Raw genomic sequence first — 22,843 nt, 5'->3', positions numbered from 1 at the left:
GTCGATAAAGAGTGCGGCACTTTCGAAGGCTGAAGCATGGCATCCGGGCCATCAATCGATTACGCGAAACTACAACAGGACGCGATGCGGGGCGTAGTGCGCGCCGTACTCCAGCAAATCGTGAAAACCGGTTTGCCGGGCGAGCATCATTTCTATGTCTCGTTTCTCACGCAGGCGCCGGGCGTCATTCTTTCAAAGCGCTTGAAAGAAAAGTACCCCACCGAGATGACGATTGTGCTTCAGCACCGCTTCTGGGACCTGATCGTCTCGGAAGATCGTTTCGAGGTGAAGCTGACGTTTGACGGCATACCGGAGCGGCTCGTCGTTCCTTACGCCGCCATCAAGGTGTTCATCGATCCGAGCGTTCGCTACGGCCTGCAGTTCGATGATGAAGCCGTCGAAGCCGAGGCCGCGCGCCCGCATCATGCACTCACCGCCGACGCAACATACGATCAAGTCGGTGGCGCAGCAGACGTTCCGCGCACGACGACGAAGCGCCCGCGCGCACCTCGCAAGTCACGTGCCGAAAAGGACGCCCCGCTGAATACGGCACGCACCGCGCGTGACGAAAGCGAAGCGATGCCGCCCTCGCCTGAGCCCGCATCGCGCGCAGGAGAAGACGTCGAAAAATCTGACGACGTTGCGCAAACGGACGACCGTCCGTCCGAAGGCGCGAAGATCCTCAGCCTCGACCAATTCCGCAAGAAATAAGCGTGCCGCCTTAACTTGCCTCTTCCGTTGGGAAGAGGCGGGCAGCGCCTGAAAACGGCTTTACTCCACCGCCAGCATCTTCATGCGGACGGCGCGGCATTCGTTGAACCCTTCCAACGAAGCAGCCTGATAAAGCCGTAAAAATAACCGAGCCAAAGAACCACGGAGAGGCCGTAAAAAACGATGGTCCGCACGGACCACAGCGGCCAGTTACCGGCGGCACCGATGGCGACGACGTTGGGATAGAACGAGAAGAGCGTCGAGCGCCACCTGTTCCACACCACGGTCACTTTCTCGTTGCGGCCCTCGAACGTCTTCGCATCATTGAACACGCGATCGCTATTGCGCTTCAGCCACCACCAGGAATCCTCGTTCGCCAGCTCTAGCCCGCGATCGGATTGGTTGCGCATAAAAATGTAACGGACGTCGGTCGTATTCCCTTTCGCGTCTGGTTCGCTACGGCGCACTTCCGTTCCGGTTACGAGTCCCGTCGTCCAAGTCGGACGCGCATACTCCCATGCGAACCAGATGGGCAGCCCCACAATGAGCGATGCGACGGCCAGAACCATCCCGCCCTTGCGCCAAAGCACATATGCGAGCACGCCAATCGCGAACAGGATGATAAAACCGTAAGACAACCAGGCCTGGAGCATTCCTCAAACCTCGCCTTGCCCTCGGTCCCATCCGAGATCGCGAGTAAACCTAGGTATCTCTCCGCACTACGGCAAGATGGTTTCGCTGGGGGAAGACTTTGAAGCCCGCGCCCTACCCCAGCCGACAGCGACCAACGACCGCTGCCCCCAACGCGCTCGCACTCAGCTCGGCCGATAGCAGTTGACGATCGTGCCCGCAGGAAATGCTTTCGAGCTGATCAGAGTGAAGCGACGAGGCTGGATCACCTCCGTGAAAATCGGAAGACCCTGCCCCAACACGATCGGAACGGTCGCCAATTCGAACTGGTCGACCAGGTTATGGGCGATGAGACTGCGAGCGAAGGACGCGCCGCCATAGGCGAACATCGGCTTCCCGTCCTGCGCTTTCAATTTGGCGACTTCATCAACGAGGTCTCCGCTCGCCACATAGGCCTGTGACCAGCTTTCGGCGCCAGGTTGAACAGTTTCGAGCTTAGAGAGAGCCGCGCGGGCCTCATCCAAGATCGCCGCTCCGCGTTTCGAAAACACGGCCTTGGGAATCCGGTTCATGGGAGCGGCAAACGCGTCGGTCGCGCTCGGCCAATAACCAGCCCACATCCGGAACGTGTTGCTACCCACGACGTGCAGGCTGGTCTCCGAGACCCTTTCTGCGTTCCAAGCCTTCGCCACGGGATCGGGCGGCGGCTGCAGCACACCGGGATTGCCATCCGCGCTTCCCACGAACCCATCGAGGGAAACAAACATCTTCAAAATCAGCTCTCTCATGGCGTGCTCCTCTGGCGTTTCGAAACGAGGACGTTTCGAGAGGACCGATCCCGACAGCACCGACGTGATACAGGCAAACTTAAATCTTCCTGCTGTCATACGCCCAGTGAAGCAGAGCCTGCCGCTGCCGCCGCCTGCAACCGAGATCGAGAGTGTCGCAGTTGCGCTTCAATTGCCCCACATGACGGCTGATCTGTCTCCAACGCTTGATCTGGCGAGCGTCTTCTTCCGGCAAGCGCCTGCCCATGTAATAGCGGCAGTACCACTGGAACCAGCCGCGCGGATCGTCCGAATGAATCCATCCGTTCTTGCGCCAAACCGAAAGCGGTTGGCTCGCCTTGATCCTGAAAAAATTCAGCGTCGCGTCATATCGATCTGGCGAGAGCTTCGCGTGTTGAAACCAGCTTTTCGGAAACTCTTTCTGGCAGTCGGTCATGTATTTGCCGCCAAAGACGCCAAGGCTAAGCATCTCTGTGGGCGTGAGATCCGGCGCGAAGTCCGACGCAAAATCGCGACCCGCCCCCGCCACCAATTCGTAGCGATAGCCCCGCTGCATCTTGTCGTTCACGTGTACGGTCTTGTGTTTCATCTCCGCGGAGCGCCCCCAACAAGCGGATCATTCTGCTTCATGATGCCGTTTCACTGCGACCATCACTGCTGACCGAGAAAGGCAAGCCAAACCTTGATCGTCGCCTCGCTAGCAACGCACCCGCAAAACCAAAGTTTCGTCCCGGCGCGCTAGCGCGGCGACACTAACCATCCTTCCCCATCCCACCCGAAAACTTATCCCCGCTCTACCCGACGACCTCATACTTCCACGCATCTTACCACGCTTACAGAGAGCATGAGCTCGTGCCGCGAGACATGAGTGGATGAGAGCATGCGGGGTCGCGCGGAGAAATCGGTATGCCGCGGGTTCGCTGCCTGCCGCGCTCGGGCCTCTGAGGAGGCGGCGCGGTGAAACGCCGCTCGGAATGTGATGCGGGGGCGGATGGCGGGTTCGAAGGCTCAAAGATCGCCGTGCGGCGATCCGCACTCATACGAGAGGCGCCGGACGTTAGGGCCGGGGCCGGGGCCGAGGCGGAGAGTTGGCATGCACGGGGCGGCGCTGGTTCGCATCGCTAATCCAATTGCAAAGAGCGAGGCCACACCGCCCCGTCCTTCTGTTTTCATCCGTCACGGCGACTCGCATTCTGCGGGCCAGCCGAACTCCCGCTTGGTGCTACACCCGCCACCGTCGACAGGCTCGCACTGGTAAATGCGGCCGGAAAACGCTCGACAAAGCCCGCTCCATGCGCGACGAAGCTCGCAATTTCACACTCACGATCTGCAAATGGGACCGAACGACATGAGCAAAACGCGCACCGAAACCGATACCTTCGGGCCCATCGAAGTTCCCACCGACCGCTATTGGGGCGCGCAGGCCCAGCGCAGCCTCGGCAATTTCAAGATCGGCTGGGAGAAGCAGCCCGCGCCGATCGTCCGTGCTCTCGGCATTGTGAAGCGCGCCGCCGCCGAAACCAACATGGCGCTCGGACGGCTCGATACCAAAATCGGCGACGCCGTCGTCAAAGCCGCGCAGGACGTGATCGAAGGCAAGCTCGACGATCACTTCCCGCTCGTCGTCTGGCAGACGGGCTCCGGCACGCAGTCGAACATGAATGCGAACGAGGTGATCTCGAACCGCGCCATCGAAAGCCTCGGCGGAGAACAGGGCTCGAAGAAGCCCGTGCATCCGAACGATCACGTCAATATGAGCCAGTCGTCGAACGACACGTATCCGACGGCGATGCACGTCGCTTGCGCCGAAGAGATCGTGCACCGGCTATTGCCCGCGCTCCAGCACCTGCGCAATACGCTGAACGACAAAGCGCACGCCTGGACGCGCATCATCAAGATCGGCCGCACGCACACGCAGGACGCGACACCGCTGACGCTCGGTCAGGAATTTTCCGGCTACACCACGCAGGTCGAAAACGGCATCGCCCGCATCGAGCAGACGCTGCCCGCGTTGATGCAGCTTGCGCAGGGCGGCACGGCCGTCGGCACCGGCCTCAACGCGCCGGAAGGCTTTGCCGAAATGGTGGCCGAGCGCATCGCCGCCATCACGCAGCTTCCGTTCAAGTCTGCGCCGAACAAGTTCGAAGCCCTCGCCGCCCACGACGCAATGGTGTTCTCACACGGAGCGATCAACACGGTAGCGGCGTCGCTGTTCAAAATCGCGAACGACATTCGCTTCCTCGGCTCAGGCCCGCGCTCTGGCCTCGGCGAGCTGTCGCTTCCCGAAAATGAACCCGGGTCGTCGATTATGCCGGGCAAAGTTAATCCCACGCAGTGCGAAGCGATGACCCAGGTTTGCGTGCAGATCTTCGGCAACAACGCTGCGTTGACGTTCGCGGGCAGCCAGGGCCACTTCGAGCTGAACGTCTTCAACCCGGTGATGGCTTACAACTTCCTGCAATCGGTACGCTTGATGAGCGACGCCGCAACGTCCTTCGCGGAAAATTGCGTCGCGGGCATCGAGCCGCGCGAAGACAACATCAAGGCCGGGCTCGAGCGTTCGCTGATGCTCGTCACGGCGCTTGCACCGAAAATCGGCTACGACAACGCTGCGAAAATTGCCAAGACCGCACACAAAAACGGTACGACGTTGCGTGAAGAAGCCGTCGGCGGCGGGTACGTGACCGATCAGGAGTTCGACGACATCGTGCGTCCGGAAAAGATGATCGGCCCCGGCTGAGACATCGTTTCGTCGCACTCAGAAGATGCACATACTCACGTAGACCGCGGCTGGAAGTGTTCCATCGAGCACCAACCGTCGCGGATAGAACGACGCGAAGTTTGACGGCTTTGCATTGATGCACGTAAGATGCAGCAAACGTCGTTAGACCCGACCCGTTGCGGAGTGCATTTTTATGACCGCAGAGATCGTCAACCTCAACAAGGTCCGAAAGGCGCGTGAGCGCGCCAATCGTGAGCGCGAGGCTGAGGAAAATCGCATGAAGTTCGGCCAGTCGAAGGCGGAGCGCGGCCTGTTCGATGCGCAAAGCCGTAAGTCGCAGATGGACCTCGACCGTGCGCGCCGCCAGAACGAGCATCACATCGACGATGACGATCAGGATCCGGGTCCCAAAGCGTCATAATGCGACCTGAGAAGCGATCGTTCTCGATTCGAGGACATCGAACCTCGATTTCGCTGGAAGCGCCATTCTGGGTGGCGCTCAAGGAAGCCGCCGCGGAAGATGGCGTGCCGCTCGCCGGACTGATCAGCAAGATCGACGAACAACGCGGAGAAGCTGGCCTATCGAGCGCCGTACGCGTGTGGATTTTGGATCGGCTGAAATCCCGCGCCGCTCCCCACGCAAAAAATTGCGACAACTGACGGGAACGCCGCTCAGAAATTACGAAGCGATTTCATAACTTCGTCTGAGGATGTACGCCGCTGAGCCGGCGGCTGCGGCCTCGGCCGAGGTCTCACCACAGCCTGATCCTTCGCAACAACGGGAATACCAGTCGTCGGATCGATCGACGGCGCAGTCGCGTCGCCTGAGGCTGACGGAATCGGCTCCACCGTGATGGTGGGAGAAGAAACCGTGTTTCCGTTTGAAGACGCCGACGCCCCAGCAGATGTGGTACCTTCGCCAGCAGGAGACTGCTGCGATATGGAACCGCCATCGGTACCGGCAGACTCTGGAATGACCGGCGGAAGCTGTTCAGCTTCTTTCTTCGCGCGCTCGGCCGCAATTGCCGCCGCACGCTGCGCCTCAACAGTCTTCCGGCGTTCGCGCTCTAGGCGCGCGCGCTCTTCATCCACCCTGCGATGTTGCTCAAGCAGCTTCGCGTTCCGCTCCACCTGCCGCACCGCAAGTTCACGCTGCAGATCGTTAACGTCCACACTCGTCTTGATGACCGAAAGATCATCGAGAGACCCATCGTAAAGCACGATCGCCGGAGGCAGCGGCGCAGTCTGCGCCGTCGGGTTCCAGTCCGGCAACGGAATTGGCGGCTTAGGCAAAGGTTTGGCGGGTGCCGTCACCTGACACGCTGCACTGAGATTGAACGATGTGAGATCGGCCGAGACCGTCGCGTCGACTTTACCACCCTCGGCATCGATCTTGAGAGGCTCGAACTTGATCGTCCCGTCCGCCATCTGCAGCGCAAATTCGCGGTCGCCGACATGGAGTTCGGACGTATTGAGCGCGGTGAGCAACCCCGCTGATATTGTCCGCGTATCGTTCTGCGCCGTGCCCTGCACAACGTCGTCGACGACGCGCGAAAGCGCCTCGATAGACGGGCCGCGCAGCGTCGCATCCTTGAGCGTCACATGCCCTGAGCCAGTAAGAACTGCCATGAGGCCCGCCGGACTTTGCGCCCGCGCGGTGCCATCGAGGCTAACATTCGCCGTGCCTTTCGCCGCGCTGCTAAGCGACGAAAGCTTCGCCCCGTCGAGCTTGAATTTTGACGCCAGCGTCACGCCGTTCGAAACCTTTTCGAGATCCGCGCTGCCCGTAAATTCTCCTCCCGCTGCATCCGCAGAGAGATTGCTGATCGAGATTTTTCCAGGCGTCAGCTTCACGCGCATTTCGCCTTCGTGCGTCGCGAGGTTTCCGCTCAGATTGAGAGACGCGAAGCTAACCAGCAAATCCGCTTCGGTATTATCGAGCGCAGAAAAATCAAAAAGTCCTGCAGGCCAAACGTCAGCCCCCTGCGGCGCGGACGTATCACCGTCCGATTCAGCTCCAGCTGATGGCGCGCCCGTGACCGCGGTAAACAGCGTCGCAATCCGCACGCGATCCGCGCCGATTTTTCCGCTGATCCTGCGCTGCCCCTTATCGTCGACGCTGACTTGCACATCACCCGAAACGGCCGAAGTGCCAAGGTGCAAATCGTGCGTCGCCAAACTCCACGCGCCGTTTTCGCGATTGATATCGAACCGCCCATGCATTTCCGCTGGCGCAACGCCGGCAGGAAGCGACAAACCGGCAAACGCAACAACGTCAGCCACGTCATTCGATTTGACATCGCCACTTCCGGTAAAGGCATAACGCGCGCCTTCGGGCCACACCGTCGTACCATTCGCGGTCGCTGCAAATCCCGGCGCAGAAATCTCGATGCGCGTCGCAACACCGTTTGCAACAGTACCCGCCGCAACGACCGATGCCGTTGCCCGGCCAGGCGTAGAACCCTCCGGCGCACGCGCGGCATCCCTCACGGACCTCGGCTCTCGGCCGATCGCCGGCAGCAACTCACGAAGCGTTGGCGCATCGAACGTAACGTCCAAGCGGCTCGGCCGTGTACGCCATTCTGCAAACCCGCCATCAAACTCTCCGGAGCCGCGGAACAGCGAACCATTGAGAACGCCATCGACACTGAGGTCCACCGCACCGGGAGTGCGGCGGCCAAACTCAATGAGACCCGCGAGCTTGCCAGTCTTGAGCCCGCGAAGACCCTCCGGCCCTGTCAACTCGACGAGCCCCGTCTTCTGCGCCAGCTCCCGCATGGCATCCGGACTCGTAGCAGACACGTCGTAAGCCAACCGTCCGATGGCCGCGCCTTCGCCCTTCTTAATCTTACCTTCGAGACCGACGGTCAGACCGCTAGCCGTCGTCACCTTTGCGGACGGCACGCGAATGTCGGATCCCTCGAGTTCGAAAGTCACGTCCACGTCACGATACCGATCCGAGCCGTCCGTGAGACTTCCTGTAATGACGCGGAGACGCATGTCTCCCGGAAGATCTTTCTCTGAAGCCTTCTCAGCGTTGTCCGGCAATCCAAGCGTCTTGCGAAGCTCCGTCTTGAGCCCGGCAAGCATCGTCGGAAAAATTTCGCCGGCGTCGAGGTCGGCCGCCTGCAGCACCAGATCGATACGTCCGCTATCCTTATTCGCAACAGTCAGATCACCCGACATCGCTCTCCCGGCGATCGTGCCGAAAGCGTCGCTTAGCGTGAAGCGCGCCGGATCAATATCGAGCTTGCTGGTGAGCGAATATGCGCCATCGGCTGTCACGCCGATATCGATGCCGCCTTTAGCAGCCCAGTCTCGCAGACGCGCAAGGCTCGATCCGCCAATAAACAGATTTCCGGAGAAACTGCGCTTGCCCTTGTTGTCTTTCATGTCTCCCGAGAGATCGAGACGCGCTCCCCCGGGAAGGCCAGCGTTGAAACGCGTAATCCGCGTAACCGCTCCGTCGCGCTCGGCATCAATCTGCAATCCACCGGCGTTTTCGCCGCCAAGTTTCACCCGATCGAGGTTGATCTTCGCGCTAGCCTTGCTCTCGCCTGCGACCGTCTCCACCAGACCGAGAACGAGTTGCTTCAGCTTTGCAAATGACGCGCCGCCTTTTGCAGATCCAGACAGCCAATCGATGTCCAGCCACTGCGAATTGAGAGCAAGATCGAGCTTCGCGGGAGTCGCCCAGGTCGCAACGGCCGAACCAGTGATCGTCTGCGGTTCAGCGGCATTCGCGAGCGACAGAGAAAGATCCTCAAGCTTTGCGCCAGCAACGTCAGCCGTCACGTCAGCCTTGAGGTCGATCAGCGGTGCCTCGCCGTTTTCTGCCCCGGCAAGCCCTTCACCACCCGGAACTGCAACAGTACCAGTCCACGAACCCTTGAAGACGGGATTGGTACCGATATCCGATGCACGCCCTTCTAGCAGATACGAGTTCGACGTTCCTTCGGCGCGCGCGGCGAGCTTAATCCCGATAGAGCCATCACTTGCAGCGGGGTCAGTCGCAAACTTGATGTCATGCACCGTATCCGACCAGGCAGCATCGCCCTTGAACCGAAACGGTCCGCGCAAGCTATCGGCCGAAAGCTCGCCGTTGATATTCTCAACCTGCGCCACACGCTCCGTCGCCGCGTTGTAGATCGATACGCTGCCATCCGAGAGACGAACGGAGCGCAGCGCCACGTCGCGCGGCACGAACGGCAGGTCGCCTGGCTTCAGTTCGATGTTCGCCCAGTTGCCACCGCCCTGCGGATCCACGACAAGCGCCAGCGCCGGTTTCTCGAGTTCGATCTTGCTCGCTTCGAGAACGCCGCGCAGCAGCGCCGAACCGGAGAGCCACATCTTGAAGCTATCAGCGCGGATAAACGGCTCACCCGTCTGTCCCGAGACGTTCGCAATGCGGACCTTCTCGAAACGGACGTAGGGCGCGGGCAGGAACTTCAAATTGACTTCGCCGCCGACACGCACTTCCCGGCCAAGGACCTTCGAAGCTTCTTCTTCGAAGACGCCGCGATATCCATTCCAGTCGATGACATTCGGGACGGCAAAAAGCGCCGCTAGAACGACGACCAGAAGTCCGCCAAAGTATAACAGCCCGTTGTTCATGAGCTACTCTTGCAGCCCGCACGCGGATCGCCGGGCGCTGCGTCGGGTCAGATTGAAAAACTGAACCCCCGTGCGCACCTATATGCCACGGAGTGCGCACACTCTGAACCCGAATTTTGGCGTCAATTCAGGCATAGGTACTTTTTCTGTTTTTCCTGTTGGCGCACCTGTGCAAATTCGCCCAACCCGGACGCATCAGTTGTAGGATCAGCCCGGGTGGTTTAGGTCAACTCACATGAATTCGACTCGCAAGCCGAGCGCTTCGGCAGGTCCCGATCTGCCGCCTGACGACGACCCGCCGTTTGATCTCCCACAAGCTCCGGCGACGACCGATCGTTCTGCGCCTAAGCCCGCCTCAGATAACAGCACACGCCCGTCCATCTCGGCGCGCGCGGTTGCCGCTGCGCGCGGTGCACCCCAGTACCTGGACGGCCTCAATCCCGAGCAACGCGACGCCGTAGAAACGACAGAAGGCCCGCTTCTCGTTCTGGCAGGCGCAGGCACTGGCAAGACGCGCGTTTTGACCACACGCATCGCGCACATCCTGGCGACGGCGCGAGCCTATCCGTCACAAATCCTTGCGGTGACGTTCACGAACAAAGCCGCCCGCGAAATGCGCGAGCGCATCGGCACGCTGATCGGCGGCTCGCTCGAGGGTATGTCCTGGCTCGGCACGTTCCACTCCATCGGCGTCAAGATCCTGCGCCGCCACGCCGAACTCGTAGGCCTGAAGTCTGGCTTCACAATCCTCGACACCGACGATTCTCTCCGCCTGCTGAAGCAAGTCATCGAAGCCGCCGGTCTCGACAAGGACCGCTGGCCCGCGCGCCAGCTTGCTGGCCAAATCGATAGCTGGAAGAACCGTGGATTAACGCCCGACAAAGTTCCGGCCGGAGAATCCTTCGCTTTCGCCGCGGGCAAAGGTGCCGCGTTGTATGCGGCCTATCAGGCGCGTCTGAAAGACCTCAACGCCTGCGATTTCGGCGACCTGCTACTCGAATGCTTGCGCCTCTTCCGCGAGCATCCAGACGTGCTCGCGGACTACCACCGGCGCTTCCGCTACATTCTCGTCGACGAATATCAGGACACGAACGTCGCCCAGTATCTCTGGCTGCGGTTCCTCGCGAAAGGCTCGCCAAACATCTGCTGCGTCGGCGACGACGACCAGTCGATCTACGGCTGGCGCGGCGCCGAGGTCGACAACATCCTGCGCTTTGAGAAAGACTTTCCAGGCGCGAAGGTCATTCGCCTTGAACGCAACTACCGTTCGACGGGCAATATTCTCGCCGCGGCATCCGGTCTGATCACCAAGAACAGCGGCCGTCTCGGGAAGACGCTGTTCACCGACGGCGCATCTGGCGAGAAAATCGCCGTTGCCAATTTCTGGGACGATGAAGCCGAAGCCCGCGCCATCGGCGAGGACATCGAATCTTTTCAGCGCACACGTGAAAAGCTGAATGACATGGCGGTTCTCGTGCGGGCGTCCTCACAGATGCGCGCGATAGAAGACCGCTTTATCACCCTTGGCCTCCCTTACCGCGTCATAGGCGGTCCGCGCTTCTATGAGCGTCAGGAAATCAGGGATGCCATTGCCTATCTCGACGTCGTTGCCAATCCGTCGAATGATTTGAAGTTCGAGCGCATCATCAACGTCCCGAAACGCGGGCTCGGCGACACCACGGTGAAGCGCGTGCGCGAACATGGCCGCGCTCGCGGGCTGCCGCTCTATCAGGCGGCGCGCGAAATCGTCGAAACCGACGAGCTTGCCACCAAGGCGCGCAAATCGCTCAGCGACCTGACGAACGCATTCGAACGCTGGCGTAGCAACCTCGACCACATGCGGCACACCGATCTGGCGGAACTCCTGCTCGACGAGTCCGGCTACACTGCGATGTGGCAGGCGGATAAGAGCCCGCAGGCGCAAACCCGGCTCGAAAACCTGAAAGAACTCGTGCGCTTCATGCACGGCTTCGACACGCTCCAAGGGTTCCTGGAGCACGTTTCCCTTGTCATGGATGCGGATCAGGGAAGCGACGGAGATCGCGTATCGCTGATGACGCTGCACGCCGCGAAGGGTCTCGAATTCGGCATCGTATTTTTGCCCGGATGGGAAGAAGGGCTCTTCCCGCATCAACGCGCGCTTGATGAAAGCGGCAACGCTGGCCTCGAAGAAGAGCGCAGGCTTGCTTACGTCGGCATCACCCGCGCAAAGCGCCGGGCAAAAATTTCATTCGCCCAGAACCGGCGCACGCACGGCCTATATCAGTCTGCGATCCCGTCCCGCTTCGTTGATGAGCTTCCCGAAGCGACCGTCGACGTCGTCGAAAGCGAGATGCCCTACGGCGGGCGCTCGAACGCGTTCGGTTACGGTGGCTCGTTCGGACCGAGCAGGTTCGATCGCGCGGGCGGGTCGGACCCATTCGCCTCGACCTACAATACACCCGGCTGGCAGCGCGCCCAGCAATCGTGGAGCGGCAGCCGTGACAACCGACGCAAATCCCGCCCTCCTGTGACGCTCGAAGGCGAGCTTGTAGCCGCCTCCTCCGCCAGCGCCCCCGCATTCAAGGTCGGTACGCGCGTCCAGCATGAAAAGTTTGGTTCAGGCACCGTCACCTTCGTTGACGGCAACAAGCTCACCATCGACTTCGACGATGGCTCAACAAAACGGGTTGTGGCGAGCTTCGTCGATCCGATCGAGAGTTAGCATCACAATTGAAAAAATGCTTTTACAACAAAGCATTAATCTCGCGGTGAGAGCAAGAAATTTGCCCTCCCGAATCGATTTTCGCCCGCAGAATCCAGATCTCGCCACAATTCGATGGCACGTTTGTCGCAGCTGAATGAGCTGTGGGGGTTCACAAGCTAAGTTATTCTGGTAACGCCGAAATCACTTCGGTGACGAGTTCTTGTTGCGCGTTTCGTGACCCACGAAAGTAAATTTGCGCGGGGGTGCAACTTGAGTGGGTCGATTTGGTTTGGGAGGGGTAGAGTCCTGGAGAGGAGCTATCCATGAGCACGTACCGGTTTCCTTTAAGCGGCAAAATCGGACTCGTACGAGGACTGGACGGATATGGCCTGCTGCGCGTCATCAGTATGAGGCGCGAAGAAGCGAAGGCGAAGCCTAGGTCATACGTCCTGCAGGACATCAAACCGCTGAGCGAAGAGGAAGTAAGAAAACTTCCCGTTGCTCATCGCTGTTCCGCCTGAGATCGAGGATCGGCTTAGGCACCAGAGAGACGAAAAAAACAGACGGAAGCAAAAACGGATTCCGGTTTCAAGCGGCGCCCATGAGGCGCCGTTTGTGTTTCTGCGATTTGCCCAAACGCCCAGCGCAACAACAGCCGACGGCGACTGAAGCAAGGTCGAGGGCAAGAAACTAAGCCGCCGCGACTTGCCCGGCGCCGTTGCCTTTCAGAATATCCCAGGCAGCGTTGATCTGCTTGATCCGCTGCTCCCGATACAGCCGGTCGGGCTCGTTCTGCGCATGATCGGGATGCCATGACATTCTGAGCGCATCGACGACCTTCTTGACCGCAGCTTGTGGCGCCTCCGCATTGAGACCCAGGACGCGGTAGGCTTCGAATGTCGTCGATGGTGACGCGGCCAGAAACTGCTCGTCGCCTTCCGGCTGCTCCCCAGCGCCTTTCGCAATTCGCGCGATACGGTCGAGATCGCGAGTCAAACCGCGGAGCATGGCCCCCGCCCGCTCCGGCGCCAGCGTCTTGCCACGCTGCGCCACGTCGTCGGCGCGCTTTCTGAGGCCGTCGAGCTCCGACTGCAGCACACTGCGAAGCGCAAGCCCTGAAGCAAGCGATGAGACAATCATCTCAGTCTGCGCGATACGCGCCTTCGCCAGCGCAACCGAGTTGATCAGATGCCCAAGATCGCCTTCGAGCGCCGCATTATCAGCTCCACCAGCGCGACGGCGGCGCGTGAAAGCGCGGCTGGTCGCAAACAATCCCAGCGCGAGGACAGCGATCGCCGCTGAACCTGTCGCTATGCCACCCCATGAAACGAAACTTTCCGACGGGCTGACGACCGTTACCCAACTGGACGTTGCCTCGGAGGATTGGGGGTCGCGGTCCACAATCACATCGTCGGGCGAAAGAAACTGGCGCGAGACGGCAGGCAGCCGTGTCGTCTGTCCGAAGCCTGGCAGAACGATACGCCCGCGCAACCCTGCGATCGGCGCATATCCAGCCGGTAGATTCACAGGCAATTCAACGCCAAGCGCGCTGGCCGAAGCTGCAACCGTTGCCCAGGGGACCGTCTGGCCATCGCACGCGATTGCAAACCGATGGACTAGGATCGATTCGCATCCCACTCCGCCATCCGTGGAACAGGCCGAAAAGGGGCGCGCGTCACGTCTTCCGACAATCGGGTACGTGGTCGGCGCGGAATGCGCCAGACGCGGCGATCCCGCCGTCATCTCGCAAGTGAATGGAATGACGAGATCTTCCGCGTGAAGCTCAGTGGGAAGAGCCCAAACCAGCGCTACCAAACCGAAGCCCGCTCCGGCTCCGATCCTCAAACTACTCCGCCAGAACCGCATTCATCCCCCGGCAATCACTTCCCGATCCCTTTGTACAAGGATCGTATCGCGACCTCGGCACGACTGTGGCAATTCGGCAAGTTATGAACCGGTATTCTACAATGCTGGCGTGCAACATGCCCTCTCCGTCCCCGCCATGCTGCTGCCGTTCTCTCCAAGCAACCAGAGAGAAGGGCGTCGCGAACAGTGCCGTCCGATCTAGGGAACTGCCAAACTCGACAAAGCCGCCCTGGGCCGACTAAAATCTCCGCCGGACCCGTAGATCAGGGCAAAGGGGCCGGGGGAAATCACACGACGGGGAGTTGCGTCATATGTCGTCCGCGGATTTTACAGCGGGCCCTCTTTCGAGGAAGCCGGGATTCTTTGAGCGCCTGTACGATCTGACCGATCTCGACGCCAAACCGGCCGAGGCGCGCGAAGACGACGTCGAAGAGCGCGTGAGCGACATCCTTCAACCAGACGAACGAAGAAAGCGCGAGCGCTTCATTCCCGTCACGCGCTTCGCGCTGCTGGATCGCCTGACCAAGCCGTGGCTCTGGCCACCGGGCCAGGCAGCCGACGCACGACGCTTTTTCCGCTATCTCGATTATTGGCGCCAGCAGCAGTATTTCGCGCTGCTGCTCGATCTCGAGCAGACCTACGAAACCTTCTCGCCCGACAGCGATCTGCTGATGACGCGGAAGTTCTCTGAGGAGGATCGCGATGTGCTGAAGCATCGGGTCTTCGAGGGAGTCGAAGGCCTCTTGCAGCGTGCCAACTACGAACGCATCGACCCAACCGACGTCGAAATGATTCTGACGCGGGACAGCCACTACGGGCTGGACCTGACCGTGGACATGAAAGCGTTCGAACGCATCGTGATCTACTACCGCGGCGCCACCAACCAGCGTTATGAAAAACGGATTGTTCGCAAGTTCCTGCGCAAGGAAGAGTTCAACGTCCCGATCTTCCAGCGCCTTTTCATCATGTTCAAACTGAAGCCGTTTGAAACCCGCGTCGAAGAGGTGATGCAGGATCGCAAATGGACCCGCGAGGCCGCCACCAAATGGGTCGATCGCCGCTGGCAGCAACTTCCGCCGGGCATCGCGGATAAAAATATCTACTTGAAGCTTTTCAAGAACATTCCGCGCACAGACATCGAGATGGTGTTTCCGAATACGGAGGTGCGTTTCCGCTCGCGCGATAAGCTTCGCCTCGGCGTTACGGCCGGGGGCGGCCTCGGCATGGGTGCCTTTGGCGCCGCCGGAAAGATCGCGTTGCTCGCCAGCAATCCAATCGCGGCCATGGGTGCCTTGGCAGGCCTCGGCGGTATCGCCGCGCGTCAGGCAATGGGCTTTTTCAATCAGAAGCAGCGCTACATGGTCGTGATGGCGCAGAACCTCTACTTCCACACGATGGCCGACAACCGCGGCGTCATCCTCAAGATCGCTGCCCGCGGCGCCGAGGAGGACGTAAAGGAAGAAATGCTGCTCTACAGCGTTCTCGCGAAAGAAAAATCGACGCGTGCGGACCTTCCCTCGATCGACCTCGCCATCGAGTCGTACCTGCACCGGACGTTCGGCGTGAAAGTCGACTTCGAGATCGATGATGCCCTCGATCGGTTAATTCGCGACGGCATCGTCGTCGAAAAGCCCGACGGAACGCTGGCAACCCTGCCGCCGGCCCAGGCCGCCAAGCACATCGACGACAAGTGGGACCTGTTTCTCGATCACCTTCCCGATCCGATCCCATCAGAGGGCTATGAGTTTGAGGGCCGATGAGCTAACTGAAGCTTATGACCGTCAAGAAGTTCGCCGCTGACTTTACCGATCGATCCCTCGCGCATGCGACCGTCAACGCTCTACAGGACTTCGTAGAGCCGCCGCCGGACGCATTGACCGTGTTCGAGAACGGTCCGGGCAAGTGGCGCGTCGAAGCATATGTCGATCTCGACAGCGGAGACCGCAACCTCGCGGACGAGCTTGCTCAGATCATGGAAGGCCCTCTTCCGGAATTCACAGCCGAGATCGTGCCTGACCTCAACTGGGTGGCGGTGTCCCAAGCGGCCCTGCCGCCTGTGCGAGCCGGTCGCTTTACGATCCACGGCAGCCATGATCGCAATCGCGTTGCACGAGGTCCCAATACCATCCTGATCGATGCGGGAGAGGCCTTTGGCACAGCGCACCACGCAACGACGCTGGGCTGCCTGCTTGCGATCGACCGGCTGTCCCGCTCACGCGCTTACGAAAACATCCTGGATCTCGGCTGCGGATCGGGCGTCCTGTCAATCGCCGCCACAAAGGCGATGCCTCACGCTCGCGTCATCGCCGCGGACATCGACCCTAAATCCGTCGAGGTCGCGACAGAGAACGTCCGCCTGAATGGGGCCTCGCGCCGCATCGCGCTTTATGAGGGTGATGGCCTGGCCCATCCCGAGGTTCGCAGCCGCGCACCTTATGATCTATTGATCGCGAACATTCTCGCCGGTCCGTTGCTGCGTCTCGCACCGGCGCTTGCACAAGCCGTCACAACCGGCGGAACGCTGGTGCTCTCCGGCATCCTCATTCCGCAAGCGCCAGAAGTCATCGCCGCCTATCGCACGCAGGACTTTGCGCTCATGCGCCACGACCGCCACACCGGATGGTCGGCACTGACGTTCGAACGGCGCTAAAATCGCACGTTGCCGCCACCCCGTGAGCCTCCTAAAAACGTCGTCATGTTTCAAACCTTCCAATCGCAGTCGAACCCCGAAAACGTCGCCGCGCGCGTAAAGGCGCTGCGCGCGCTGATGGCCAAAGCAAAGCTCGACGCCGTACTGATCCCGCGCGCCGACAAGCATCAGGGCGAATACGTCCCGGCGTCAGACGAGCGTCTGCAATGGATCTCTGGTTTCTCGGGCTCAGCGGGCCTCGCAGTCGTCACGCGCAAATCCGCGATGCTGATGATCGATGGCCGCTACACGGTTCAAGCTGCGGCTGAGACCGATAAGTCCGTTTTCGAGGTCTCGCTGTTGCCCCGCGCGAAGCTCGGCGAATGGTTGAGCAGCGCGCTCGGCAAGGGCCACACCGTCGGCTTTGATCCTTGGACACACACGGGCGGAGAGATCGCGCGTCTCAAAACAGCGCTCTCTTCGAAGAACATCAAACTAAAACCGCTGCCCAAGAATCCAATCGACACGCTGTGGGGCAAAGCGCGTCCAAAGCCGCCAGCAAACCCCGTCATAGCGCAGCCGCTCGAATTCACGGGCAAGTCCGCCGCCGACAAGATCGCGAGCATTCAGGCGAGATTGAAAAGTGAAGGACAGGCCGCCGTCATTCTGACGCTGCCGGATTCGATCTGCTGGCTATTCAATATCCGAGGAAGCGACGTCGCGCATAACCCCGTCGCACTCGCATTCGCGATCGTGCCCGCCAGCGGCAAGGCCGAGCTTTTTATTGACGCTGAAAGGGTAGACGCCGAAGCGCGCACCAGCCTCGCGAAGGTCGCCAAGTTGCTTCCGCCGAAGACCATGAAGGAGCGCCTCGCCAGCCTGAAATCACAAGGCAAGCGCGTTCGCCTGGACCCTGAAACGGCAAGCGCATGGTTCGAATTGAAACTCGGCCCAGCAGCAATCGCGCGCGGACAGGATCCGTGCATTCTGCCAAAGGCGATCAAGACCGAAGCCGAAATCGACGGCGCTCGTTCCGCGCACGAACGCGATGGCGCAGCAGTCGTTCGCTTTCTGGCGTGGCTCGACGATACCGCACCCAAAGGCGAGCTTGACGAAATCACGGCCGTTAAAAAACTTGAAGACTTCCGTCGCGACACGAACATGCTGCGCGAAATCAGCTTCGCAACCATTTCCGGCGCCGGTTCGAACGGCGCCATCGTCCATTATCGCGTCTCCGAAGCCACCAATCGGACAGTCACACCTGGCGAACTCTTCCTGATCGATAGCGGCGGACAATACCAGGACGGCACGACCGACATCACGCGCACCGTCGCCGTCGGAGAGCCGAACCAAAATATGAAGCGGCACTTCACCGCCGTTCTCAAAGGACACATCGCAGTCGCAACAGCGCGCTTTCCAAAAGGCACGCGCGGCATCGATCTCGATCCCTTCGCGCGCCGCGCGCTATGGTCCATCGGTGAAGACTTCGACCACGGCACGGGTCACGGCATCGGCAGCTATCTCTCGGTACACGAAGGCCCGCAGTCGATCTCGCGCGGAGGCATGACGCCGCTCGAACCCGGCATGCTCATTTCCAACGAGCCCGGCTTTTATAAAGTCGGTGCCTATGGAATTCGCATCGAGAACGTCGTGCTGGTCACGCCCGCGGAAAAAATCGGCGACGGCGAACGGCCGATGATGGCATTGGAAACATTGACGCTCGCGCCGATCGACCGACGCTTGATCGATGTCGAGATGCTTGAGACAATCGAGCGCGAATGGCTCGACGCTTACCATCGCCGCGTGTTTGAAACGCTTTCGGGCAAACTTGATGCACACGACCGTGCGTGGCTGAAACAGGCAACGAAGCCTCTATAAGCAACCATAAAGCACGCGCGGTTCGCAGGGCAAAGCTTACCCAATAAGCGCAAGCCACTCATCTTCGCTGAGAACCGTGACGCCTAACGCACGAGCGTTATCCAGTTTCGAACCAGCTTCCGCTCCGGCGACGACATAATCGGTTTTCTTTGAGACCGAGCCCGACACCTTGGCGCCAAGGCGTTCAGCTTGCGCCTTCGCTTCGCTGCGCGTCAGCTTCGTAAGCGTTCCGGTAAAGACCACCGTCTTTCCACTAACGGGCGTGTCTTTTACCTGCGGCCGTTCGAACGGCGTCACCGTCAATTCATTACGCAGCGCCGCAATCTGTTCGCGGTTGTGCGGTTCGGAAAAGAAGTCGATGAGCGCATCAACAACGGTTTCGCCGATGCCCTCGATATCGTCGATCTCGCGATACGCGTCGCTCTCCTTGCCGTCCTGGATGGCGGCATTGACGGCCGCGAGCAACGCGTCGAGCGTCCCATACGCCTTGGCAAGATCCTTCGCGGTCGTTTCCCCGATGTGGCGAATCCCAAGCGCAAACAAAAACCGGTCCAACGATACCGAGCGGCGCGCATCGATCGCCGAAAAGAGCTTACGAACGGACGTTTCCTTGAAGCCGCGCACCTTCGTCAAAGGTTCATCGGAAGCCTGATCGCGTGCTTCGAGCGTAAAAATATCAGCCGCCGACCGAATGCGTCCCGTCTCAAAGAAGAACTCAATCTTCTCCGCACCAAGCCCCTCGATATCAAGCGCATTGCGCGACACGAAATGCTTGAGGCGTTCCTTCACTTGCGCAGGACAGATCAATCCACCGGTACAGCGGCGAACGACATCAACCGCATTACCTTCGTCGTCCGCCTCTCGCACAGCATGACTTGAGCAGATTGGGCAGACCGTCGGAAACTCGAAAGGCTTCGAATTTGTCGGACGCTTATCGAGCAGAACTTCAACGACTTGCGGAATAACATCGCCCGCGCGCTGCACGACAACGGTATCGCCTTCGCGGATATCCTTGCGCCGGATTTCATCCTCGTTGTGCAGCGTCGCATTGGAGACGACGACCCCACCGACCGTCACCGGTTCAAGCTTCGCAACAGGCGTCAGCGCACCGGTACGCCCGACTTGAATATCGATTTTGTTGAGAACCGTCGTCGCCCGCTCGGCAGCAAACTTGTGCGCAATCGCCCAGCGCGGAGATCGCGACACGAAGCCAAGCCGCTCCTGGTAGTCGAGCCGGTTCACCTTGTAGACGACACCGTCGATATCGTAGCCAAGTCCCGCACGCTTGAGCTCGATCTCGCGATAAAACGCGATGAGTTCATCCGCTTCGCGCGTCACGCGCAGCAGCGGATTGACGGGCAATCCCCATGCTTCGAACGCCGCCAGGACACCCGCCTGCGTATCTGCGGATAGCTTCGATGCGGCACCCCAGGCGTAAGCGAAAAACCGCAGCGGTCGTTTCGCCGTGATTCCGGAATCAAGCTGACGCAAAGACCCCGCCGCCGCATTGCGTGGATTCGCAAAGACCTTGCCACCGGCTTCCGCTTGCGCAGCGTTGAGCGCGGAGAAGTCCGCATGACCGAGATAGATTTCACCCCGCACGTCGATGACGTCCGGCACGCCTTTGCCTTTCAGGGTATGCGGGATCTCTTTGATCGTGAGCACATTCGCGGTGACGTTCTCGCCTTCGAAACCGTCACCCCGCGTCGCAGCCTGAACGAGCTTGCCGTCCTCGTAGCGGATGGAAATCGAAAGCCCATCAATTTTCGGCTCAGCAGTGATCTCAAGCGTGTCATCTTCCGCGACATTCAGAAACCGCCGCACGCGTTTGCCGAACTCGACAACGTCCTCGTCGCTGAAGGCATTGCCAAGCGACAGCATCGGCACGTCATGACGAATCTTACCGAACGCAGCAACGGGCGCAGCGCCCACTGTCTCGCTCGGACTGTCTTCTCGCCGAAGCTCGGGATGCGCTGCTTCGAGTTCCGTCAAGCGGCGGCGCAAAGCGTCATAGGCGGCGTCCGAAATCTCCGGCGCATCCTCGCGATAGTAAAGAGCATCATGATGCGAGATTTCAGCCGACAGCCGAGCGATCTCCTCGGCGACATCTTCAGGCAGCGCTGCGTCGGCAGCCCGCGTTCCCTTGCTCGTCTTCTTCGCCATTGAGATATGCGTACAGCCGCCGCCGACAAGACCTACGCGGCAGGCGACCCCACCGCGCTCAAAATCGACCGGAGAATAGCGGATCGATCAGCCGCGAACAGCTCTAACCGTTACCGAGGCTAATTTTCGGTACTGCGTTCCAAGTCTTTGAGAGCCACGACTCCCCGTCCTCACGCGGACCGACACCACCCGACTGAAGCAGGGCATAGGAATCTTTGTACCACTTGCTATCGGGATAGTTGTGCCCAAGCACAGCGGCCGCATTCTGCGCTTCCTTAACGATCCCCAGCGCCATGTAGGCTTCGACGAGGCGCGCAAGCGCTTCCTCGACATGCGCAGTCGTCTGGTAATCGCTCACCACTGTCTTGAAGCGATTGATCGCGGCAACGTAGTTGTGCTTGTCGAGGTAGTAGCGGCCAACCTCCATCTCGGAAGCTGCGATGTTATCCTGACAAAGACGGATCTTGTTGTCCGCATCGCGCGCGTACTCGCTATCAGGGTAGCGCGTCTTCAAAGTCTTGAACTGTTCAAGCGCCTTCCGCGCGGGCGTCTGATCCCGGTTCGACGTCTTCATGTCGTCGAAGTACGATTGGGCGATAATGTTGTGCGCCATCGGCGCTTCTTTCGTGCCGGGATGCATCGCGACGTAGCGCTCGGCCGACGCAATCGCTTCAGGCGCCTTGCCTGCGCGATAATACGCGTAAGCCGCCATCACGATCGAACGGCGCGCTTCCGGCGAATATGGATGCTCGCGGTCGACGGCTTCGAACTGCTTCGCTGCATCCTCGAAATTTCCGCTCGCCATTTTTGCGTCCGCATCCGCGAACATTTTCGAAGGCGGATCGGGATTAAGCGCTGAGGTATCAAGCTTGCTCGACGCGCAGCCGGCAAGCGCCAGCGCTGCAACAAGCGTTGCTCCAGCAAAAAACCGCACGAAATACGGAATGATCTTGTCTGCGAGTATCGTCATACGCCGCGTTGCTTCCCCACCCTGGCCCGCGCTGGTGCCGCTCTTGGCCATCTCGTCAACGACTGCAACCCGGAACCCGGATAGCATTTCCGTCTTCGATCTGAAAGATCGGCGCCCTCGCGCCGAAGACCCTGTCCCAGGGAAAATTTATCGGCGGAATGTGGTGCATTCCAGGCCGAAAGTGCGGGGCCACCGCGATTGAGGCCCCGCCGATAGACTATTCCGCAGCGATTGCGATACCGGACGTTGCAACCGGCATCGGCGCCCGCGTGGTGCGAGTGCGCGGAACCTGCACGACGCTCCAGTTCGAAGCATCGGCAAACAGAGCCTGCAAAACCATCGAATTGAGGCGATGGCCACCGCGATACGAGCGGTAAGCACCAAGCAGCGGCATACCTGCCAGCGCCAGATCACCAACTGCATCGAGCATTTTGTGACGGACGAACTCTTGTGGATAACGCAGGCCGCCCGGGTTCATCACACGGCCTTCGCCGATAGCGACCGTGTTGGAAAGATCGGCGCCGAGCGCCAGTCCTGCTTTCCAGAGTTTCTCGACGTCGCTCATAAAGCCGAACGTGCGAGCGCGAGCGATTTCATGACGGAAGATGCCTGGGCTCATCTCATACTGGAGCCGCTGACGACCGATAACGGGCGATTCAAAGTCGATCTCAACGTCCATACGGAAACCGGTGTGCGGATGAAGCTCACCCCAGCAGCCATTTTCTTCAGCGCGGACAGATTTGAGAACCTTGATGTACTTGCGCGGCTCAGAGAGCTCGCGAATGCCGACCCGATCAATGGCTTCGACGTAATCCGCCGAGCTGCCGTCCATGATCGGAACTTCTTTGCTATCGATCTCGATATAGAGGTTATCGATCCCGAGGCCACGGAGCGCGGCAAGAAGATGTTCGACTGTGCTGACGGTCGTACCGGCTTCATCGCCGATGACCGTACAGAGCGTTAGATTTTTTACGTTCGCGACATGCGCAGCGATTTCAGCAATGACCCTGCCACGTTTGGTGACAAGAAAACGGAGCCCAGTATCAGCCTCTGCTGGATGCAGTGTGAGTGATACCGGAGCTCCGCTGTGCACCCCCGTGCCTGTCAACTGAATTTCGCGAGCAAGCGTGGTTTGCCGCGCACCGATGAATCGATTCGACATACAGCGCCGTCCCTCGTGTTCTGG

16 protein-coding genes are annotated in these 22,843 nt (G+C 60.0%); 8 read left to right on the top strand and 8 right to left on the bottom strand.

Annotated features, from left to right (window positions below; translation table 11 throughout):
* Positions 1-36: 36 nt before the first annotated feature.
* Positions 37-711, top strand: coding sequence for an SspB family protein (locus DLM45_RS10080; RefSeq protein WP_181336990.1), 675 nt, complete (start codon positions 37-39; stop codon positions 709-711).
* Positions 712-791: 80 nt separating this feature from the next.
* On the opposite strand, the gene DLM45_RS10075 is transcribed toward DLM45_RS10080, so the two are convergent.
* The 3 genes from DLM45_RS10075 to DLM45_RS10065 all read right to left on the bottom strand — a co-directional run bounded on the left by DLM45_RS10075 (position 792) and on the right by DLM45_RS10065 (position 2,718).
* On the bottom strand, positions 792-1,364 hold the full coding sequence (locus tag DLM45_RS10075; protein WP_181336989.1) for a DUF1523 family protein: 573 nt from the start codon (positions 1,362-1,364) through the stop codon (positions 792-794).
* Between the two features lie 162 nt (positions 1,365-1,526).
* Complete coding sequence (locus DLM45_RS10070; RefSeq protein WP_181336988.1) at positions 1,527-2,129, bottom strand: dihydrofolate reductase family protein; 603 nt, start codon at positions 2,127-2,129, stop codon at positions 1,527-1,529.
* Positions 2,130-2,208: 79 nt separating this feature from the next.
* Complete coding sequence (locus tag DLM45_RS10065; protein WP_181336987.1) at positions 2,209-2,718, bottom strand: hypothetical protein; 510 nt, start codon at positions 2,716-2,718, stop codon at positions 2,209-2,211.
* Positions 2,719-3,477: 759 nt separating this feature from the next.
* On the opposite strand from DLM45_RS10065, the gene fumC reads away from it, so the two are divergent.
* The 3 genes from fumC (at position 3,478) to DLM45_RS10050 (ending at position 5,511) form a co-directional block, all read left to right on the top strand.
* A complete protein-coding gene (gene fumC, locus DLM45_RS10060) occupies positions 3,478-4,869 on the top strand; it encodes a class II fumarate hydratase (protein ID WP_181336986.1) in 1,392 nt (463 codons plus the stop codon).
* A 175-nt stretch (positions 4,870-5,044) separates the two neighbouring features.
* Positions 5,045-5,272 carry a DUF4169 family protein gene (locus tag DLM45_RS10055; RefSeq protein WP_181336985.1) on the top strand — a complete coding sequence of 76 codons (228 nt, stop codon included), beginning with the start codon at positions 5,045-5,047 and terminating at the stop codon, positions 5,270-5,272.
* On the top strand, positions 5,272-5,511 hold the full coding sequence (locus DLM45_RS10050) for a ribbon-helix-helix domain-containing protein (protein WP_181336984.1): 240 nt from the start codon (positions 5,272-5,274) through the stop codon (positions 5,509-5,511). Before DLM45_RS10055 ends, DLM45_RS10050 begins: the two co-directional genes overlap by 1 nt.
* A 12-nt stretch (positions 5,512-5,523) precedes the next feature.
* On the opposite strand, the gene DLM45_RS10045 is transcribed toward DLM45_RS10050, so the two are convergent.
* The gene (locus DLM45_RS10045) at positions 5,524-9,465 is read right to left on the bottom strand and encodes an AsmA family protein (RefSeq protein ID WP_181336983.1); all 3,942 of its coding nucleotides are present in this window, start codon (positions 9,463-9,465) and stop codon (positions 5,524-5,526) included.
* A gap of 235 nt (positions 9,466-9,700) precedes the next feature.
* Here DLM45_RS10045 and DLM45_RS10040 point away from each other — a divergent pair, with 235 nt between their 5' ends.
* The gene (locus DLM45_RS10040; protein WP_181336982.1) at positions 9,701-12,169 is read left to right on the top strand and encodes an ATP-dependent helicase; all 2,469 of its coding nucleotides are present in this window, start codon (positions 9,701-9,703) and stop codon (positions 12,167-12,169) included.
* Between the two features lie 672 nt (positions 12,170-12,841).
* On the opposite strand, the gene DLM45_RS10035 is transcribed toward DLM45_RS10040, so the two are convergent.
* Positions 12,842-13,789, bottom strand: a complete 948-nt coding sequence (locus tag DLM45_RS10035; protein ID WP_343062285.1) for a DnaJ domain-containing protein — start codon at positions 13,787-13,789, stop codon at positions 12,842-12,844.
* A gap of 539 nt (positions 13,790-14,328) precedes the next feature.
* Here DLM45_RS10035 and DLM45_RS10030 point away from each other — a divergent pair.
* From DLM45_RS10030 to DLM45_RS10020, 3 genes are read left to right on the top strand one after another with little or no spacing between them, the layout of a single operon-like run.
* Positions 14,329-15,777, top strand: coding sequence for a TMEM143 family protein (locus DLM45_RS10030; RefSeq protein ID WP_181336980.1), 1,449 nt, complete (start codon positions 14,329-14,331; stop codon positions 15,775-15,777).
* 14 nt (positions 15,778-15,791) lie between these two features.
* The gene (locus DLM45_RS10025) at positions 15,792-16,667 is read left to right on the top strand and encodes a 50S ribosomal protein L11 methyltransferase (RefSeq protein WP_181336979.1); all 876 of its coding nucleotides are present in this window, start codon (positions 15,792-15,794) and stop codon (positions 16,665-16,667) included.
* 45 nt (positions 16,668-16,712) lie between these two features.
* A complete protein-coding gene (locus DLM45_RS10020; protein WP_181336978.1) occupies positions 16,713-18,524 on the top strand; it encodes an aminopeptidase P family protein in 1,812 nt (603 codons plus the stop codon).
* A 36-nt stretch (positions 18,525-18,560) separates the two neighbouring features.
* Here the strand turns inward: DLM45_RS10020 and ligA are convergent, their stop codons facing one another.
* The 3 genes from ligA to lpxC form a co-directional block, all read right to left on the bottom strand.
* Positions 18,561-20,687, bottom strand: coding sequence for an NAD-dependent DNA ligase LigA (gene ligA, locus DLM45_RS10015; RefSeq protein ID WP_181336977.1), 2,127 nt, complete (start codon positions 20,685-20,687; stop codon positions 18,561-18,563).
* A gap of 103 nt (positions 20,688-20,790) precedes the next feature.
* Positions 20,791-21,744 carry an outer membrane protein assembly factor BamD gene (locus DLM45_RS10010; protein WP_246317280.1) on the bottom strand — a complete coding sequence of 318 codons (954 nt, stop codon included), beginning with the start codon at positions 21,742-21,744 and terminating at the stop codon, positions 20,791-20,793.
* Between the two features lie 130 nt (positions 21,745-21,874).
* Positions 21,875-22,819, bottom strand: coding sequence for a UDP-3-O-acyl-N-acetylglucosamine deacetylase (lpxC, locus tag DLM45_RS10005; protein ID WP_181336976.1), 945 nt, complete (start codon positions 22,817-22,819; stop codon positions 21,875-21,877).
* Positions 22,820-22,843: the final 24 nt, after the last annotated feature.

This window comes from Hyphomicrobium methylovorum (assembly GCF_013626205.1).
Taxonomy (GTDB): Bacteria; Pseudomonadota; Alphaproteobacteria; order Rhizobiales; family Hyphomicrobiaceae; genus Hyphomicrobium_B; species Hyphomicrobium_B methylovorum.
The sequence above is the reverse complement of the archived record's forward strand: the minus strand, read 5'-3'. Positions and strand labels throughout refer to the sequence as shown.

Excerpts from the sequence above, each read along its gene's own strand:
- DLM45_RS10055 (WP_181336985.1), top strand. The coding sequence starts at position 5,045 with ATGACCGCAGAGATCGTCAACCTCAACAAGGTCCGAAAGGCGCGTGAG.
- DLM45_RS10065 (WP_181336987.1), bottom strand. The coding sequence starts at position 2,718 with ATGAAACACAAGACCGTACACGTGAACGACAAGATGCAGCGGGGCTAT.
- DLM45_RS10070 (WP_181336988.1), bottom strand. The coding sequence starts at position 2,129 with ATGAGAGAGCTGATTTTGAAGATGTTTGTTTCCCTCGATGGGTTCGTG.
- DLM45_RS10020 (WP_181336978.1), top strand. The coding sequence starts at position 16,713 with ATGTTTCAAACCTTCCAATCGCAGTCGAACCCCGAAAACGTCGCCGCG.
- DLM45_RS10080 (WP_181336990.1), top strand. The coding sequence starts at position 37 with ATGGCATCCGGGCCATCAATCGATTACGCGAAACTACAACAGGACGCG.
- DLM45_RS10075 (WP_181336989.1), bottom strand. The coding sequence starts at position 1,364 with ATGCTCCAGGCCTGGTTGTCTTACGGTTTTATCATCCTGTTCGCGATT.
- lpxC (WP_181336976.1), bottom strand. The coding sequence starts at position 22,819 with ATGTCGAATCGATTCATCGGTGCGCGGCAAACCACGCTTGCTCGCGAA.
- DLM45_RS10040 (WP_181336982.1), top strand. The coding sequence starts at position 9,701 with ATGAATTCGACTCGCAAGCCGAGCGCTTCGGCAGGTCCCGATCTGCCG.
- DLM45_RS10025 (WP_181336979.1), top strand. The coding sequence starts at position 15,792 with ATGACCGTCAAGAAGTTCGCCGCTGACTTTACCGATCGATCCCTCGCG.
- DLM45_RS10045 (WP_181336983.1), bottom strand. The coding sequence starts at position 9,465 with ATGAACAACGGGCTGTTATACTTTGGCGGACTTCTGGTCGTCGTTCTA.
- ligA (WP_181336977.1), bottom strand. The coding sequence starts at position 20,687 with ATGGCGAAGAAGACGAGCAAGGGAACGCGGGCTGCCGACGCAGCGCTG.
- DLM45_RS10010 (WP_246317280.1), bottom strand. The coding sequence starts at position 21,744 with ATGCTATCCGGGTTCCGGGTTGCAGTCGTTGACGAGATGGCCAAGAGC.
- DLM45_RS10050 (WP_181336984.1), top strand. The coding sequence starts at position 5,272 with ATGCGACCTGAGAAGCGATCGTTCTCGATTCGAGGACATCGAACCTCG.
- DLM45_RS10030 (WP_181336980.1), top strand. The coding sequence starts at position 14,329 with ATGTCGTCCGCGGATTTTACAGCGGGCCCTCTTTCGAGGAAGCCGGGA.
- fumC (WP_181336986.1), top strand. The coding sequence starts at position 3,478 with ATGAGCAAAACGCGCACCGAAACCGATACCTTCGGGCCCATCGAAGTT.